This window comes from Klebsiella sp. CN_Kp100, assembly GCF_040065315.1.
Taxonomy (GTDB): Bacteria; Pseudomonadota; Gammaproteobacteria; order Enterobacterales; family Enterobacteriaceae; genus Klebsiella; species Klebsiella oxytoca.
Window position 1 is genome coordinate 176,262 of sequence record NZ_JBEAIJ010000059.1, and the last position, 16,065, is coordinate 192,326.

General features: G+C 56.0%; 18 protein-coding genes. 7 read left to right on the plus strand and 11 right to left on the minus strand.

The features are described 5' to 3' along the window. Positions 1-14: 14 nt before the first annotated feature. Both mepM and znuA read right to left on the minus strand, forming a co-directional pair. Positions 15-1,337, minus strand: coding sequence for a murein DD-endopeptidase MepM (gene mepM / locus ABLV12_RS26690; RefSeq protein ID WP_004113780.1), 1,323 nt, complete (start codon positions 1,335-1,337; stop codon positions 15-17). Between the two features lie 15 nt (positions 1,338-1,352). Then, on the minus strand, positions 1,353-2,297 hold the full coding sequence (gene znuA, locus ABLV12_RS26695) for a zinc ABC transporter substrate-binding protein ZnuA (protein WP_064397736.1): 945 nt from the start codon (positions 2,295-2,297) through the stop codon (positions 1,353-1,355). A gap of 78 nt (positions 2,298-2,375) precedes the next feature. On the opposite strand from znuA, the gene znuC reads away from it, so the two are divergent. Further along, positions 2,376-3,128 carry a zinc ABC transporter ATP-binding protein ZnuC gene (gene znuC, locus ABLV12_RS26700; RefSeq protein WP_004103383.1) on the plus strand — a complete coding sequence of 251 codons (753 nt, stop codon included), beginning with the start codon at positions 2,376-2,378 and terminating at the stop codon, positions 3,126-3,128. Next, the gene (gene znuB, locus ABLV12_RS26705) at positions 3,128-3,913 is read left to right on the plus strand and encodes a zinc ABC transporter permease subunit ZnuB (RefSeq protein ID WP_004113787.1); all 786 of its coding nucleotides are present in this window, start codon (positions 3,128-3,130) and stop codon (positions 3,911-3,913) included. Before znuC ends, znuB begins: the two co-directional genes overlap by 1 nt. Before the next feature lie 207 nt (positions 3,914-4,120). Here znuB and ruvB read toward each other — a convergent pair whose 3' ends face one another. The 7 genes from ruvB to aspS all read right to left on the minus strand — a co-directional run bounded on the left by ruvB (position 4,121) and on the right by aspS (position 10,449). Further along, positions 4,121-5,131 carry a Holliday junction branch migration DNA helicase RuvB gene (ruvB, locus tag ABLV12_RS26710; protein ID WP_004103386.1) on the minus strand — a complete coding sequence of 337 codons (1,011 nt, stop codon included), beginning with the start codon at positions 5,129-5,131 and terminating at the stop codon, positions 4,121-4,123. Between the two features lie 8 nt (positions 5,132-5,139). After that, positions 5,140-5,751 carry a Holliday junction branch migration protein RuvA gene (gene ruvA / locus ABLV12_RS26715; RefSeq protein WP_004103390.1) on the minus strand — a complete coding sequence of 204 codons (612 nt, stop codon included), beginning with the start codon at positions 5,749-5,751 and terminating at the stop codon, positions 5,140-5,142. A 123-nt stretch (positions 5,752-5,874) separates the two neighbouring features. Further along, positions 5,875-6,519, minus strand: coding sequence for a hypothetical protein (locus tag ABLV12_RS26720; RefSeq protein ID WP_335269962.1), 645 nt, complete (start codon positions 6,517-6,519; stop codon positions 5,875-5,877). Between the two features lie 131 nt (positions 6,520-6,650). Further along, entirely contained in the window at positions 6,651-7,172 is a 522-nt protein-coding gene (gene ruvC, locus ABLV12_RS26725) for a crossover junction endodeoxyribonuclease RuvC (RefSeq protein ID WP_004113791.1), read from the minus strand. A gap of 154 nt (positions 7,173-7,326) precedes the next feature. Further along, positions 7,327-8,067, minus strand: a complete 741-nt coding sequence (locus ABLV12_RS26730; RefSeq protein WP_004103396.1) for a YebC/PmpR family DNA-binding transcriptional regulator — start codon at positions 8,065-8,067, stop codon at positions 7,327-7,329. A gap of 149 nt (positions 8,068-8,216) precedes the next feature. Then, on the minus strand, positions 8,217-8,660 hold the full coding sequence (nudB, locus tag ABLV12_RS26735; RefSeq protein WP_004103398.1) for a dihydroneopterin triphosphate diphosphatase: 444 nt from the start codon (positions 8,658-8,660) through the stop codon (positions 8,217-8,219). 1 nt (position 8,661) lies between these two features. Further along, complete coding sequence (gene aspS / locus ABLV12_RS26740; protein WP_004103400.1) at positions 8,662-10,449, minus strand: aspartate--tRNA ligase; 1,788 nt, start codon at positions 10,447-10,449, stop codon at positions 8,662-8,664. Positions 10,450-10,718: 269 nt separating this feature from the next. Here aspS and ABLV12_RS26745 point away from each other — a divergent pair, with 269 nt between their 5' ends. Genes ABLV12_RS26745 through cmoB form a run of 5 tightly spaced genes read left to right on the plus strand, consistent with a single transcriptional unit; the run spans position 10,719 to position 14,351 of the window. Then, entirely contained in the window at positions 10,719-11,285 is a 567-nt protein-coding gene (locus ABLV12_RS26745) for a hydrolase (protein ID WP_064397741.1), read from the plus strand. Next, a complete protein-coding gene (locus ABLV12_RS26750; protein WP_160885935.1) occupies positions 11,282-12,100 on the plus strand; it encodes a DUF72 domain-containing protein in 819 nt (272 codons plus the stop codon). Before ABLV12_RS26745 ends, ABLV12_RS26750 begins: the two co-directional genes overlap by 4 nt. Before the next feature lie 53 nt (positions 12,101-12,153). Continuing rightward, the gene (locus tag ABLV12_RS26755) at positions 12,154-12,549 is read left to right on the plus strand and encodes an MAPEG family protein (protein ID WP_004103403.1); all 396 of its coding nucleotides are present in this window, start codon (positions 12,154-12,156) and stop codon (positions 12,547-12,549) included. Between the two features lie 39 nt (positions 12,550-12,588). Then, positions 12,589-13,332 (plus strand): carboxy-S-adenosyl-L-methionine synthase CmoA, encoded by a 744-nt coding sequence (cmoA, locus tag ABLV12_RS26760; RefSeq protein WP_004103405.1) that lies wholly within the window; start codon positions 12,589-12,591, stop codon positions 13,330-13,332. After that, on the plus strand, positions 13,329-14,351 hold the full coding sequence (cmoB, locus tag ABLV12_RS26765; RefSeq protein WP_160885933.1) for a tRNA 5-methoxyuridine(34)/uridine 5-oxyacetic acid(34) synthase CmoB: 1,023 nt from the start codon (positions 13,329-13,331) through the stop codon (positions 14,349-14,351). Before cmoA ends, cmoB begins: the two co-directional genes overlap by 4 nt. A gap of 298 nt (positions 14,352-14,649) precedes the next feature. On the opposite strand, the gene cutC is transcribed toward cmoB, so the two are convergent. Both cutC and ABLV12_RS26775 read right to left on the minus strand, forming a co-directional pair. Continuing rightward, complete coding sequence (gene cutC, locus ABLV12_RS26770) at positions 14,650-15,393, minus strand: copper homeostasis protein CutC (RefSeq protein ID WP_064383030.1); 744 nt, start codon at positions 15,391-15,393, stop codon at positions 14,650-14,652. A 76-nt stretch (positions 15,394-15,469) separates the two neighbouring features. Then, the gene (locus ABLV12_RS26775; RefSeq protein ID WP_004113810.1) at positions 15,470-16,039 is read right to left on the minus strand and encodes a VOC family protein; all 570 of its coding nucleotides are present in this window, start codon (positions 16,037-16,039) and stop codon (positions 15,470-15,472) included. Between the last annotated feature and the right edge of the window lie 26 nt (positions 16,040-16,065).

Consider the following 16,065-nt stretch of genomic DNA (forward strand, 5'->3'; position numbering starts at 1 on the left):
TAACTGGCGTGAGGTTAGTCAAACCGCAGCTGCGGAATCACCTGTTTGGCCTGCGCCAGGAAATCGGTACGGTCGGAACCGCTGAGCCCTTCCGTACGCGGCAGTTTCGCCGTCAGCGGGTTAACCGCCTGCTGGTTGATCCACACTTCATAATGCAGATGCGGACCGGTCGAACGGCCGGTATTGCCCGACAGCGCGATGCGATCGCCGCGTTTCACCTTCTGCCCGGGTTTGACCAGCAGCTTACGCAGGTGCATATAGCGGGTGGTATAGGTACGACCGTGGCGGACGGCAACGTAATAACCTGCCGCACCGCTACGTTTAGCCACTACCACTTCGCCATCGCCAACCGAGAGCACTGGGGTGCCCTGCGGCATCGCAAAATCGACGCCACGATGCGGAGCCACGCGGCCGGTGACCGGGTTCAGACGACGCGGGTTAAAGTTTGATGAGACGCGGAACTGGCGGGCGGTCGGGAAACGCAGGAAGCCCTTCGCAAGCCCTGTACCGTTGCGATCGTAGAATTTGCCATCCTCAGCGCGGATCGCGTAATAGTCTTTGCCATCCGAACGCAGGCGTACGCCAAGCAGCTGGCTTTGCTCGCGCTTACCGTCCAGCATTTCACGCGACATCAGTACGGAAAACTCATCGCCTTTTTTCAGCTTACGGAAGTCCATCTGCCACTGCATGGCTTTGATCACCGCGCTAATTTCAGTGCTGGTCAGGCCGGCATCGCGAGCGCTGGCGACAAAGCTTCCGCCCACGGTACCTTTCAGTACGTTATTGACCCAGTCGCCTTTTTGCAGCTCGCTGCTCATTTTGAAACCGTTGGCCACCCGGTCGTAGGTACGGGTTTCGCGGCGCGACATCTCCCAGGTCAGGCTTTGTAAATCACCATCCGCCGTCAGCGTCCAGGAGAGCTGTTGGCCGATTTTCAGATTACGCAGCTCTTTATCCGCCGAGGAGAGCCGGGCGATATCGCCCATATCAATACCGTACTGATTAAGAATGCTGCTGAGCGTATCCCCGGTCGACACCACATATTCATGGCCGCCGGAATCGCTGTCCGCTTTATCATCCAGCTCATCCTGAGGGATGGCTTCTTCTTCCTGAGGCGCCTGATCGATAGGTTCCGAGGCCTCTGGCAGCAGAGAACGAATTTCGCTTTGTTCCAGCTCGATGGTTCTGGAGATGGGAGCCGTTTCGGGATGATGGTAAATGTAGGGTCGCCAGACGGCGACCGCTAAGGTAAGAACGCTAAGCGACCCCAGCATAACGCGGTGAGGTCGTGGCAGATTGTTAAATGCCTGAGTGACAGCGCGGGCTATCTGTTGCACGTATTCACTTCCTCGTTATTCTCCTTTCAGGCAGCTTGAATACTGATTTGCCATCTGGCTCAGGAATTGCGGATAACTCTCTTTACCCAGCTTAATTCCGATTCCAAGTGGATCCAGGGTTCCCATGCGCACGGACGTCCCCCTGGCAACAGCTTCTATAACCGCTGGCCTGAACTGTGGCTCAGCAAAAACGCAAGTTGCTTTTTGCTCAACCAGCTGTGTTCTGATTTCGTGTAAACGCTGCGCACCAGGCTGGATTTCAGGGTTGACAGTAAAATGACCTAAGGAGGTCAAACCGTAGTGTTTTTCAAAGTAGCCGTAGGCGTCATGAAAAACGAAATACCCCTTCCCTTTCAGCGGTGCCAGCTCGGTCCCAACCTGCTTGTCGGTTGCGGCTAATTTTGCCTCAAAATCCTTCAGGTTGGCGTCAAGTTTGGCTCGACTCTGCGGCATAAGTTCCAATAATTTATCGTGGATTGCAACCGCCGAAAGGCGCGCTATCTCTGGGGAAAGCCATAGATGCATGTTATAGATGCCATGATGGTGATCGTCGTCACTATTTTCCCCGGCGCCATGATCGTGACCGTGATGGTCATCGTCATCGTCGACGCCTTTCATGAGTAACGGTTTCACGCCGTCAAGCTCGGCAATCGTCACCTTTTTGTTCGGCGCAATGCTTCGCGTTGACTTATCCATAAACGCCTCCATCTCTGGACCAATCCAGACCACTAAGTCTGCGTTCTGTAAGCGTTTTGCATCCGATGGACGCAGTGAATAATCATGCTCCGATGCCCCGTCAGGCAGCAGTACCTGGGTCTCGGTTACCCCATCAGCAATGGCTGATGCGATGAAGCCCAGCGGTTTAAGCGAGGTGACGACCGCGGCGCTTGCCAGCGGTGCATGAGCGAACAAAAAAGCGGCGCTAAGTCCAGCGCAAAGAAGCGTATTTTTATGTAACATAATGCGTCTAATCATCGTAATGAATGAGAAAGATGTGATATTATAACATTCACTGGCTTGTGCAACCTCTAATTTGATATGACAAATCTTGTAACTCTGGAAAACGTCGCGGTCGTCTATGGCCAAAGGCGCGTGCTGTCTGACATTTCGCTCACGCTTAAGCCGGGCAAAATTTTAACTCTGCTGGGCCCCAACGGCGCCGGTAAATCGACCCTCGTCAGAGTCGTTCTTGGGCTGGTAGCACCTACAGAAGGGGTTATCAAACGCGAGGGACATCTGCGGATAGGCTATGTCCCGCAAAAGCTGCACCTTGATGCCACGATGCCGCTCACCGTCAGCCGCTTTATGCTGTTGCGGCCGGGAACGCACAAGCGCGACATACTGCCGGCTCTGAAGCGCGTGCAGGCCGGTCATCTGATTGACGCGCCTATGCAAAAGCTTTCTGGCGGCGAGACTCAGCGGGTACTTCTGGCGCGCGCTCTGCTCAATCAACCGCAGCTGCTGGTGCTCGACGAGCCAACGCAGGGCGTTGACGTGAATGGTCAGGTGGCGCTGTACGATCTGATTAATCAGCTGCGCCAGGAGCTTGATTGTGCCGTGCTGATGGTTTCCCACGACCTGCACCTGGTGATGGCGAAAACCGATGAAGTACTGTGTCTCAATCAGCATATCTGCTGCTCCGGCGCGCCGGAAGTGGTCTCCATGCATCCGGAATTTATCTCAATGTTCGGCCAGCGCGGCGCGGAACAGCTGGGTATTTATCGCCATCATCATAATCACCGCCACGACCTGCAGGGGCGGATTGTACTGCGTCGGGGAAATGACCGTTAATGATTGAATTACTGCTCCCCGGCTGGCTGGCCGGGATAATGCTCGCCTGTGCGGCGGGTCCGCTGGGGTCGTTTGTCGTCTGGCGCCGCATGTCCTACTTTGGCGATACCCTGGCCCATGCCTCTCTGCTCGGCGTCGCTTTTGGTTTGCTGCTGAACGTTAATCCTTTTTATGCGGTCATCGTGGTGACGTTGCTGCTGGCGGGCGGGCTGGTATGGCTGGAAAAACGTCCTCATCTGGCGGTAGATACGCTACTCGGCATCATGGCCCACAGCGCGCTGTCTCTGGGCCTGGTGGTAGTCAGTCTGATGTCGAACGTGCGCGTCGATCTGATGGCCTATCTGTTTGGCGACCTGTTGGCGGTTACGCCGGAGGATTTAATATCCATCGCGATTGGCGTAGCGATCGTACTGGCGATCCTGCTCTGGCAGTGGCGTAATCTGCTATCGATGACCATTAGTCCGGATCTGGCCTTCGTTGACGGCGTTAAGCTACAGAGGGTTAAACTGCTGTTGATGCTGGTCACCGCGCTGACCATCGGCGTGGCGATGAAGTTCGTCGGGGCGCTGATCATTACGTCTTTGCTGATTATTCCCGCAGCCACGGCGCGTCGCTTTGCCCGTACGCCTGAACAAATGGCGGGTATTGCGGTAGGAATGGGGATGATTGCCGTCACCGGCGGACTGACCTTTTCAGCGTTTTACGACACGCCCGCCGGGCCTTCCGTGGTGCTGTGCGCTGCGGTGCTGTTTATCATCAGCATGAGCAAGAAGCCGGCCGCCTGACGCTTATGCGCCCGCCTCAACCGCCATCAAAACTCGGCAGATTGCTATAGGGTCACAGCTGTCTGCGGACTTTGTCGCCCGGCTGAGGCGTTCACCCCGCAAGCCGGGACATCAACCGCAATACCGCTTCAACGATTTCCCCGGCTTGCGCTGCGCTTAGCCGGGCTACCGACCCTTGCGGTCTGTTGTTTTAAACACCGACAAGGATTAAGGCATTTCAGGCGGCGTAATGCCAAAGTGGGTCCAGGCCCGTACCGTCGCCATACGTCCGCGCGGGGTGCGTTGTAGAAAACCTTGCTGAATCAGATACGGTTCCAGCACGTCCTCGATGGTTTCACGCTCTTCACCTATTGCCGCCGCCAGGTTATCCAGCCCAACCGGCCCGCCAAAGAATTTATCGATGACCGCCAGCAGCAGCTTACGGTCCATATAGTCAAATCCTTCGGCATCCACGTTGAGCATATCCAGCGCCTGAGCGGCAATATCCTCTGAGATACGTCCATCGTAGCGGACTTCGGCAAAATCGCGCACCCTGCGCAGCAGGCGGTTAGCGATTCGCGGCGTACCGCGCGCGCGACGCGCAACTTCCAGCGCTCCCTCTTCGCTCATCTCCAGCCCCATATAGCGAGCGCTGCGGCTGACGATATGCTGCAGGTCCGGGATCTGGTAGAACTCCAGGCGCTGGACGATACCGAAGCGGTCGCGCAGCGGCGACGTCAGCGAGCCGGCGCGAGTGGTCGCGCCAATCAGGGTAAACGGCGGAAGATCGATTTTGATTGAACGCGCCGCAGGCCCTTCACCAATCATGATATCCAGCTGGTAATCTTCCATTGCCGGATACAGGACTTCTTCGACAACCGGTGAAAGGCGATGAATCTCGTCGATAAACAGAACGTCGTGTGGTTCAAGGTTGGTCAACATCGCCGCCAGATCGCCCGCTTTCTCCAGCACCGGGCCGGAGGTCGTGCGCAGGTTAACGCCCATTTCGTTAGCGACGATGTTCGCCAGCGTGGTTTTTCCCAGCCCTGGAGGACCAAAAATCAGCAGGTGATCGAGCGCGTCGCCGCGCAGTTTCGCCGCCTGGATAAAGATCTCCATTTGCGAACGGACGTGCGGCTGGCCTACATACTCTTCCAGCAGTTTGGGGCGGATTGCGCGGTCCGCCGCCTCTTCAAAGCCGCTGCTGTCTGCCGATACCAGCCTGTCTGCTTCTATCATCCCTTACCTCACAACGCGGCGCGGAGCGCTTCGCGAATTAGCGTTTCACTGTTGGCATCCGGACGCACGATTTTGCTGACCATCCGGCTGGCTTCCTGAGGTTTATAGCCCAGCGCCACCAGCGCAGCAACCGCTTCCTGTTCAGCATCATCGTCAGACGGCCCGGCCGGCGACGTCAGAACCAGATCGGCTGCCGGAGTGAACAGATCGCCGTGCAGTCCTTTGAAGCGGTCTTTCATCTCGACAATCAGGCGTTCCGCGGTTTTCTTACCGATCCCCGGCAGTTTGACCAGCGCCGCCAGCTCTTCACGCTCAACGGCATTGACAAACTGCTGAGCGGACATGCCGGAAAGGATTGCCAGCGCCAGTTTTGGACCGACGCCGTTAGTTTTAATCAGCTCTTTAAACAGCGTGCGCTCCTGCTTATTGTTAAAGCCATACAGCAGCTGCGCATCTTCACGAACGATAAAGTGGGTGAAAATGATCGCCTCTTTGCCCACGTCCGGCAGCTCATAGAAGCAGGTCATCGGCAGATGAACCTCATAGCCTACGCCTCCCGTTTCGAGTAAAACCAGCGGGGGTTGTTTTTCGAGAATAATGCCTCTGAGTCTGCCTATCACATGGAGCTCCTGGATTAAGGGCCGAAAGTCTAATGCGGTATCATAAAAAAAGGCTGGATAGATATCCAGATGAAAAACACGTAATTCCCGTACATCGGTGGGGCGCGAGCCTGGCTTGCGCTTTTATGCGCTCTTTTTCCCCCGCACAAGGTAGATGATGTAGTGAATGACGCGTCTTTGACGACCCGACCCAACGACTTTCTGATGGTGGAAAGTTTCGCTTATTCGATAACCGCTGTTGATGAACTTTAGCGCTTCTTGTTCATCCGGGGTTTCCAGCATCAGCCTGTGCCTGCGGTGATAAATCCGATAAAGCGTCTGCGCAGGCCACTGACGAGAAATGGCGTAACGCTTACGGTATAAAAATAGCGTCAAAGTAATAAAAGCCACGATAGCCCAGATTGCTATCAGACCCGGGAGCCGGCTGACGTTAAAAAAGAGAGCGTCACATGGTTTGGCAATAGCGGGTTTTCCCTGCACGATATTCATACAAAGTCTGTCTGCGGGCGGAGACCAGGCCTTTGCAACGTGATAGAGGTAGGAGTGACCGCCTGACAGCCAGGTAATATCATACTCAAAGAGCGCGGAACAATCTTCGCGTCCGCGAAATGTGGTGCAGGCGTCGGCCAGGCGCCGCTCTGCGCTGCTGACGGTGCGGGTATTGACGACTGTGCCGAAAACCGTCGAACTCTGATGGTAATACTGATATTCGGTCAGTAAATAATATCCACTGACGATAATTAGCAGCATAAAAAAAAGAGATTTCACCACCCGGATTTTCATCATTCAACTGACTATTCGACGCTATGTCGAATAATCTGCACCCTTACTCTTTTTAGTTAACGATGTCAGTGAGGAAAGTAAAACGCCCCGGGCAACAAGCGCCGGGGCGGTGTAGATTAGCGGAGGCGTCCGCGCGCCAGGTTCAGGCGACTTTCACTGATCTGAGCTGCGTTCTGGCTGACGTGGCAATGAGTGATGGCGATAGCTAAAGCATCCGCCGCATCCGCCTGTGGGTTGGCCGGAAGCTTGAGCAACGTGCGCACCATGTGCTGCACCTGGCTCTTTTCCGCGCTGCCAATCCCGACAACGGTCTGCTTCACCTGCCTGGCGGCGTACTCAAAGACCGGCAGGTCCTGATTCGTCGCCGCGACGATGGCCACTCCGCGCGCCTGGCCGAGCTTCAGCGCCGAGTCGGCGTTTTTGGCCATAAAAACTTGTTCGATGGCGAAGTAGTCCGGCTGGAACTGGGTGATAATTTCCGTAACGCCGGCATAGATAAGCTTCAGGCGGGACGGTAAATCATCCACTTTCGTGCGTATACAGCCGCTGCCGAGGTAGCTCAGCTGGCGTCCAACCTGACGGATAACGCCATAACCAGTGACGCGCGACCCCGGGTCAATACCGAGAATAATAGCCATCACGCGCCCCCGGTCATAACTAACTCGTGAGACCCTAACGATTTCAGTTCACAGCCAGGCGGCCACGCAGCGCATTCCCGGGAGCCTGGATTCACTACGTGACCGGGGTAAGCGAGGAACGCCAACACCGCTGTGCGCTGAAAGTGTACGGGTATCACAGGGTTGCGGCGACCTCATCAGAGATCTCGCCGTTATGATAAACTTCCTGCACGTCGTCGCAATCTTCCAGCATATCGATCAGACGTAGCAGTTTCGGCGCAGTTTCCGCGTCCATATCCGCTTTGGTTGACGGGATCATGGAGACTTCAGCGGCGTCCGCTTTCAGACCGGCAGCTTCCAGCGCATCGCGTACCGCACCCATCTCTTCCCAGGCGGTGTAGACGTCAATTGCGCCGTCGTCATAGGTCACCACGTCTTCCGCGCCCGCTTCCAGCGCCGCTTCCATGATCGCATCTTCATCGCCTTGCTCGAAGGAGATGACGCCTTTTTTACTGAACAGGTAGGAAACGGAGCCGTCGGTGCCCAGGTTACCGCCGGTTTTGCTGAACGCGTGACGTACTTCAGCAACGGTACGGTTGCGGTTGTCGGACAGACATTCAACCATTACCGCCGTACCGCCAGGACCGTAACCTTCATAAATGATGGTTTCCATGTTCGCATCATCATCGCCGCCGACGCCGCGGGCAATAGCGCGGTTCAGGGTGTCACGGGTCATGTTGTTGCTCAGCGCTTTGTCGATCGCTGCGCGCAGACGCGGGTTTGAGCCCGCATCGCCGCCGCCAAGACGGGCCGCGGTGACCAGCTCGCGAATAATTTTCGTAAAGATCTTACCGCGTTTGGCATCCTGTGCCGCTTTGCGGTGTTTGGTGTTGGCCCATTTACTATGACCTGCCATAAAATAATATCTCCAAAAAAGCCTTTTCCCGGCGCCTTTTAGCTCTCAGGAGCACTGGCTGCGTTGTTTCACACCCATTACCTACGCAAGTAAGCTCCGGGTGATATCCCAACTGGCCGCCTTCCTGATAACTAAAATTCTGGGGGAAATTAGTTGGCGTTAATTACAAATTCTTCAATCGCCTGCCGGTTGCTCCAGGACTTGGTCAACGTGGCGGCTTCCGTCGCATCAACCCAGCGATAGTCCAGATGTTCCGTAAAGACAATCTGGCGTTCATGGGGGAGCGCAAGACGGAACCAAAACTCCGTATTGCGCTCAACGCCCGGCGCATAGCGATGACGTAAATGAGAAAATATCTCGAACTCTACCGTTCGCTGACAATCAACCAAAGCCAGCTGCTCACAGGCAACGTCAATGGCGACCTCTTCCATTACTTCACGCGCGGCAGCTTGCGGCGCGGTTTCCCCCTCCTCAAGGCTGCCGGTAACCGACTGCCAGAAGGCGGGATCGTCGCGACGCTGCAACATCAGCACCCGCTTCGTATCTTCGGCATAAATTACCACCAGAACGGAAACGGGGAGCTTGAATGACATCTTACTTATTCTCCGGAGACTCTTTTGCCTCTTTCGCCACCACCTGAATACCGAGCTCGCTCAGCGATGCAGGATTCGCAAAGCTCGGGGCTTCGGTCATCAGGCAGGCCGCCGCCGTCGTTTTCGGGAAGGCGATAACGTCACGGATATTATCGGTGCCGGTCAGCAGCATGGTCAAACGGTCAAGGCCAAAAGCCAGACCCGCATGCGGTGGAGTACCGTATTTTAGCGCATCCAGCAGGAAGCCAAACTTCTCGCGCTGCTCCTGCTCGTTAATTCCCAGAATACCGAATACGGTCTGCTGCATCTCACCGCTGTGAATACGCACGGAACCGCCGCCAACTTCATAGCCGTTAATCACCATGTCGTAAGCGTTAGCTACCGCATCTTCCGGCGCGGCTTTTAGCTCTGCGGCGGTCATATCTTTCGGCGAGGTAAACGGATGGTGCATCGCGGTCAGGCCGCCTTCTCCGTCGTCTTCAAACATCGGGAAGTCGATCACCCACAGCGGCGCCCATTTCTCTTCATCGGTCAGGTTCAGATCTTTACCCAGCTTCAGACGCAGCGCGCCCAGCGCATCGGCAACCACTTTTTTGTTATCCGCGCCGAAGAAGATCATATCGCCATCCTGCGCGCCGGTGCGCTCAAGGATCGCTTCAACGATGTCGGCGTTGAGGAATTTAGCCACCGGGCTGTTGATACCTTCAAGGCCTTTAGCCCGTTCGTTGACTTTAATGTATGCCAGACCTTTGGCGCCGTAGATTTGGACAAACTTACCGTATTCGTCGATTTGCTTACGGCTCAGCGCAGCGCCGCCAGGCACGCGCAGCGCGGCAACGCGGCCTTTGGCGTCGTTAGCCGGGCCCGCAAAGACGGCGAATTCCACCGCTTTCACCAGATCGGCGACGTCCACCAGTTCCATCGGGTTACGCAGGTCCGGTTTGTCAGAACCATAGCGGCGCTCGGCTTCGGCAAAGGTCATGATCGGAAAATCCCCCAGATCCACGCCCTTCACTTCCTGCCACAGATTACGCACCAGCGCTTCCATCACTTCGCGCACCTGCGGGGCGGTCATAAAGGAAGTCTCGACGTCGATCTGGGTGAATTCCGGCTGGCGGTCAGCGCGCAGATCTTCGTCGCGGAAGCATTTAACAATCTGATAGTAGCGGTCAAAACCGGACATCATCAGCAGTTGTTTAAACAGCTGCGGAGATTGCGGAAGCGCGTAGAATTTGCCTTTATGCACACGAGAAGGCACGAGATAGTCGCGCGCGCCTTCCGGGGTCGCTTTGGTCAGCATCGGGGTTTCGATATCGAGGAAACCGTGGTCGTCCATAAAACGGCGAACGAGGCTGGTAATCTTCGCGCGGGTTTTCAGGCGCTGCGCCATTTCCGGACGACGCAGGTCCAGGTAACGGTATTTCAGACGCGCTTCTTCGGTGTTGACGTGGTTGGAATCCAGCGGCAGCGCTTCAGCACGGTTGATGATCGTCAGGTCGGTTGCCAGCACTTCAATGGCGCCGGTGGCCATATCATTATTGACGTTCTTTTCGTCACGCGCGCGCACGGTACCGGTGACCTGAATGCAGAACTCATTACGCAGTTCGGAGGCCAGCTTTAATGCATCCGCGCGATCCGGATCGAAAAACACCTGCACGATGCCTTCGCGGTCGCGCATATCAATAAAGATAAGGCTACCAAGATCACGACGACGGTTGACCCAACCACACAGAGTCACTTGCTGCCCTACGTGGGACAGACCGAGCTGTCCGCAATATTCTGTACGCATGAGATATCCCTTAACTTAGCCGCAGGCGGATTGTTGCCTGCCTTGCAGGCGACGAGGTCGCAGCTTTAGCTGATGTCACTACTGAATGAAAAAAGGCGGCTATTATACTGGAAATTATGCCGCACGATAAGCCCGGCGCAGCGCGCAGCGTTGCTTTGCTGTGCGCTTAGTGCCTGCACTCACAAAAATTAACAAAAATTGTTACCCTTGGGCAGAATCGGCAACGGTATTGTAGCGACCTGACCACCTGGAGAAGATACGGGGATATTATGTTAGAACTCAATGCAAAAAACACCGCGCTGGTCATTATTGACCTGCAGGAAGGTATTTTACCGTTTGCTGGCGGCCCTCATCGCGCTGATGAAGTGGTTGAGCGGGCCGCGAAGATGGCGAAAAAGTGTCGCCAGCAGGGCGCCCCCGTAGTGATGGTTCGCGTCGGCTGGTCAGCGGATTTCGCCGAAGCGCTGAAACAGCCGGTCGATGCCGAGGCTGGCGCCCATACGCTACCGGAAAACTGGTGGACCTACCCGCTCGCGCTGGACAAACAGGAAAGCGATATCGAAGTTACTAAACGTCAGTGGGGCGCTTTTTACGGCACTGACCTCGAGCTGCAGCTTCGCCGTCGCGGCATCGACACCATCATTCTGTGCGGAATATCCACCAACATCGGCGTCGAATCCACGGCGCGCAACGCCTGGGAGCTGGGATTTAATCTGATTCTGGTTGAAGATGCCTGCAGCGCGGCGTCGGCCGAACAGCATCAGGGCAGCATGACGCACATCTTCCCGCGTATTGCTCGCGTGCGCAGTACCGAGGAGGTACTTGCCGCCTTATGATCTATATTGGGCTTCCCCAATGGGCGCACCCGAAGTGGGTGCGCCTGGGTATCACCAGCCTTGAAGAGTATGCCCGCCACTTTAATTGCGTGGAGGGCAACACCACCCTGTACGCGTTACCAAAAGCGGAGATTGTCAGCCGATGGTATGAACAGACCCACGACGATTTTCGCTTCTGCTTCAAGTTTCCGGCCACCATTTCGCACCAGGCGGCGCTGCGCAACTGCGACGACTTAAGCCAGGAGTTTTTTACTCGTCTGGCGCCGCTGTCTTCGCGCATCGGCCAATACTGGCTACAGCTGCCGGCGACGTTTGGCCCCCTAGACCTTCCCGCCCTCTGGCACTTCCTTGATAGCCTGCCGCGTGAATTCAGCTACGGCGTCGAAGTAAGGCATGCGGAATTTTTCGCCAAGGGGGAAGCGGAACAGCAGCTTAATCGCGGCTTGCATCAGCGAAACGTCAACCGCGTTATCCTCGATAGCCGCCCGGTTCACAGCGCCATCGCCCGCAGTCAGGCAATGATCGAAGCGCAAAACAAAAAGCCCAAAGTCCCCGTCCATGCGCTGGTGACGGCCCGGCACCCGATGGTGCGCTTTATTGGCAGCGACGATATGGCGCAAAATCGCGAGCTTTTTCGCGTGTGGATAAGGACGCTGCCAAAATGGGCGCAAACCACAACGCCCTACCTGTTCCTCCACACACCGGATATCGCCCAGGCTCCGCAGCTGGTCGACATCCTGTGGAGCGATCTGCGCGCCGCCCTACCGGAAATAGGTGATGCGCCGTCAATTCCGCAGCAAACCTCTCTTTTCTGATATCCTGCTATCCTCAACTGAGCCACCGGATGGAATAAAAGGGAGTTTTGAGTATGGTCAGCGCGCTGTATGCGGTTTTAGGTGCGTTATTGCTAATAAAGTTTTCTTACGATGTCGTACGCCTGAGGACGCAATATCGCGTTGGCTACGGCGACGGTGGTTTTAGCGAGCTGCAGGTTGCTATTCGCGTGCACGGCAACGCGGTGGAATACGTTCCCATTGGCCTGATTCTGCTGCTGTTTATGGAAATGAACGGCGCGCAGACCTGGATGGTCCACGTCTGCGGTATTTTGCTGATTGTCGGGCGCCTGATGCACTCTTATGGTTTCCATCATCGCCTGTATCGCTGGCGCCGCTCCGGCATGAGCGCGACGTGGTGTTCATTGTTGCTGATGGTGCTGGCGAACTTCTGGTATATGCCCTGGGAGTTGGTTTTCTCCGTCCGTTAGCGCACAATACGCCGTTTTCGATTTTTCGGGTTTAACGTTATGTCTCACCGCGATACGCTTTTTTCCGCGCCGATTGCCAGTCTCGGCGACTGGACCTTTGATGAACGGGTTGCTGAAGTCTTCCCGGATATGATCCAGCGCTCTGTTCCCGGCTATTCCAACATTATTTCAATGATCGGCATGCTGGCGGAACGTTTCGTTCAGCCGGATACCCAGGTTTACGATCTCGGCTGCTCGCTTGGCGCAGCCACGCTGTCCGTGCGCCGCAACATTGCCCATGCCGGCTGTAAAATTATCGCCGTTGATAACTCACCGGCAATGGTCGAACGCTGCCGTCGCCATATTGACGCCTATAAAGCGCCGACGCCGGTCGAAGTTATTGAAGGCGATATCCGTCACGTCACTATCGAAAATGCTTCGATGGTGGTGCTGAATTTCACCATTCAGTTTCTCGAGCCGGGCGAACGCCAGGCCATTCTTGATAAGGTTTATCAGGGGCTGAATCCGGGCGGTGCGCTGGTGCTATCAGAAAAATTCAGCTTCGAGGATGACAACGTCGGCGAACTTCTGTTCAACATGCATCACGACTTCAAGCGCGCCAACGGCTACAGCGAGCTGGAAATCAGCCAGAAGCGCAGCATGCTGGAAAACGTCATGCTCACCGATTCCGTGGAAACCCACAAAGCCCGCCTGCGCAAGGCCGGTTTCGAACATGCCGAATTGTGGTTCCAGTGCTTTAACTTCGGATCGTTAATCGCCGTAAAATCCGGGGAACCGGCATGATTGATTTCAGCAACTTTTATCAATTGATTGCCAAAAGCCCGCTGTCACACTGGCTGGAGACGCTACCCGCTCAGGTCGCGGCCTGGCAACGTGAAGCGCTGCACGGCAAATACCGGGAGTGGGAACGGGCCGTCGAGTTTCTGCCCGAGTTTGCGCCCTACCGCCTCGACCTGCTGCATAGCGTCACTGCTGAGAGCGAAACGCCGCTCGGTGAAGGCCAGCGCCTGCGCATTGAAAACCTGCTGAAGAATCTGATGCCCTGGCGTAAAGGGCCCTTCTCCCTTTACGGCGTGAATATCGATACCGAATGGCGTTCCGACTGGAAGTGGGAGCGCGTACTGCCGCACCTTTCCGACCTGACCGGACGGACTATTCTTGATGTCGGCTGCGGCAGCGGATATCACATGTGGCGGATGATTGGCGCCGGCGCTCATCTGGCGGTAGGCATCGATCCCACCCAACTGTTCCTTTGCCAGTTTGAAGCCGTACGTAAACTGCTGGGCAACGACCAGCGGGCGCATCTGCTGCCGCTGGGAATTGAACAGCTTCCGGCGCTGAACGCCTTTGATACCGTTTTTTCGATGGGCGTGCTGTACCATCGTCGTTCCCCGCTCGATCACCTTTGGCAGCTAAAAGATCAGCTGGTTCCCGGCGGCGAGCTGGTGCTGGAGACGCTGGTCGTTGAAGGCGACGAAAATACCGTGCTGGTGCCGGGCGATCGCTATGCGCAGATGCGCAACGTCTACTTTATTCCCTCTGCCGCCGCGCTGAAGCAGTGGCTGGAGAAGTGCGGATTTATCGATGTACGCATCGTCGATGCGTGCGTGACCTCGACCGAAGAGCAGCGCCGCACCGAGTGGATGACCACCGAGTCGCTGGCCGACTTCCTCGATCCCGAGGACAGTAGCAAAACCCGCGAAGGCTATCCCGCCCCGCTGCGCGCGGTGATTATTGCCACCAAACCGGAAACGGAACAGTCTCTGGCAGCGAAAAAACGTGCCGACAAGCGGGCCGGTTGACGCGTTTTTAGCATAAAAAAAGGCCCCTGTTTAATGGGCAGGGGCCTGGTACGGGCAATCATCATATTGGGCGACATGATGTGCAGCAAAAAACGGTTTATCCCCGTCATACTTCAAGTTGCATGTGCGTTGGCTTTGTTACTCGGCTCATCCATGAGCCTCGCCCTTACGGGCCGCCGGGATACGGCGTTCAAATCTGTTCCAGACAGATTTGTCGCTCACCCCAGTCACTTACTTGAGTAAGCTCCTGGGGATTCCCTGCGTCGCCGCCTTCTCGCAACTCGAATTATTTAGGGTTTTAATCTCTCTGTGCGGAAATAATCTTCTTCATTTCCGCTACCGCTTCGCCATTGACGGCGTAGCGTAAGTATTCATCAGCATCGGCATCCGTAGACATCGACAACCCGGGATTACGAAAGCGCATCGGGGACGGTAGCCACTGGCCTGCCGAGCTGTGGACCTCTTTTACCCCAGCCTGCAAAAACAGCGGCAGGTTGGCGGCACGCACTCCTGCGCCGGCCATAATAATAGGAGTGTCGCTTTGGGAAATAAGTTCCCTGATTAATGAAATTCCTTTTTCGGCAGACGGCTGCTGGCCCGAAGTCAGGATCCGCTGAACGCCGAGCTCAGCCAGCTCAACGCTGGCCTGGCGCGGGTTGGCGCACATATCAAAGGCACGGTGAAAGGTGACGGCCATCGTTCCCGCCGCCGCCATTATTTTTTTCATTCGCGCCCTATCTACCTGACCGTCGGCGTCCAGGATGCCGATCACCATGCCGGGAAAGCCGAGATCTCTCACCGCAGCCACATCATCAAGCATTGCGGCAAATTCGCCAGCGGTATAGCAAAAGTCACCGCCGCGCGGACGAATAATTGGATGAACGGGGATGGTCACCGACTCACGCACCGTTTTAAGGACGCCCGAGGAGGGCGTCAGCCCTCCCTCCTGCGGCGCGGCGCATAGCTCGATGCGGTCGGCGCCGCAGCGCTGGGCTTCCAGCGCGCACTCCATGCTGTAACAGCAGACTTCCAGTAAGGTCATTCTTCTCTCCGTCGATATGGCAGACACGACAGAATGTCACGATTTCTTCCGACAGACGCCGCGTAGCTTCACACTGTTATCGTTCTGATTGTTCGCTGGCGACAATTTGCTCAATCGACCACGGATGAAATTTGATCGTCACTTTGCCATCGGTAACCGCCAGAGTTGGATTCGGCAAGCGCTCATGCTCTCCTTTTGGCGCGCTGGTCTTTACAAAAATGCCCGGTTGGCTCAATCCATTATCGGAAAGCAGCGCCAGGGCGCGGGTATTGAGCGTTTCGGGCTCGCCAGGCAGAACGATTTCAATATGCTCCCAGCCTTCATGCGGATAGCGCTTTTCGCCCGGCCACGGCAGTTCAACAATGCTAAAACGCCAGTGCGCCACGACCACCGGCTCATCCAGCCTGAACAGGCAGATGGGGCGGCCGTTAATGACATTTTCCGACAGCAGCGTGCCGCATTGCTCAAAGCCGCGACGCCAGCGCTCCGCCGTGGCGTTCTGGTGACAGCGCAGGGAAATATGGTCGGCATCAAGTGGCGTAATATCGAGACCAAGCCGATGAGCAAGCGCGTTTAGCGCCTCGGTAAAGCGCGGCAGGTCCGCGGAAATATCGTTTAATTCATTAATCTGCTGCCAGTTCGCCATCGTAAGCCTCGGTACGCGCTAAAAAG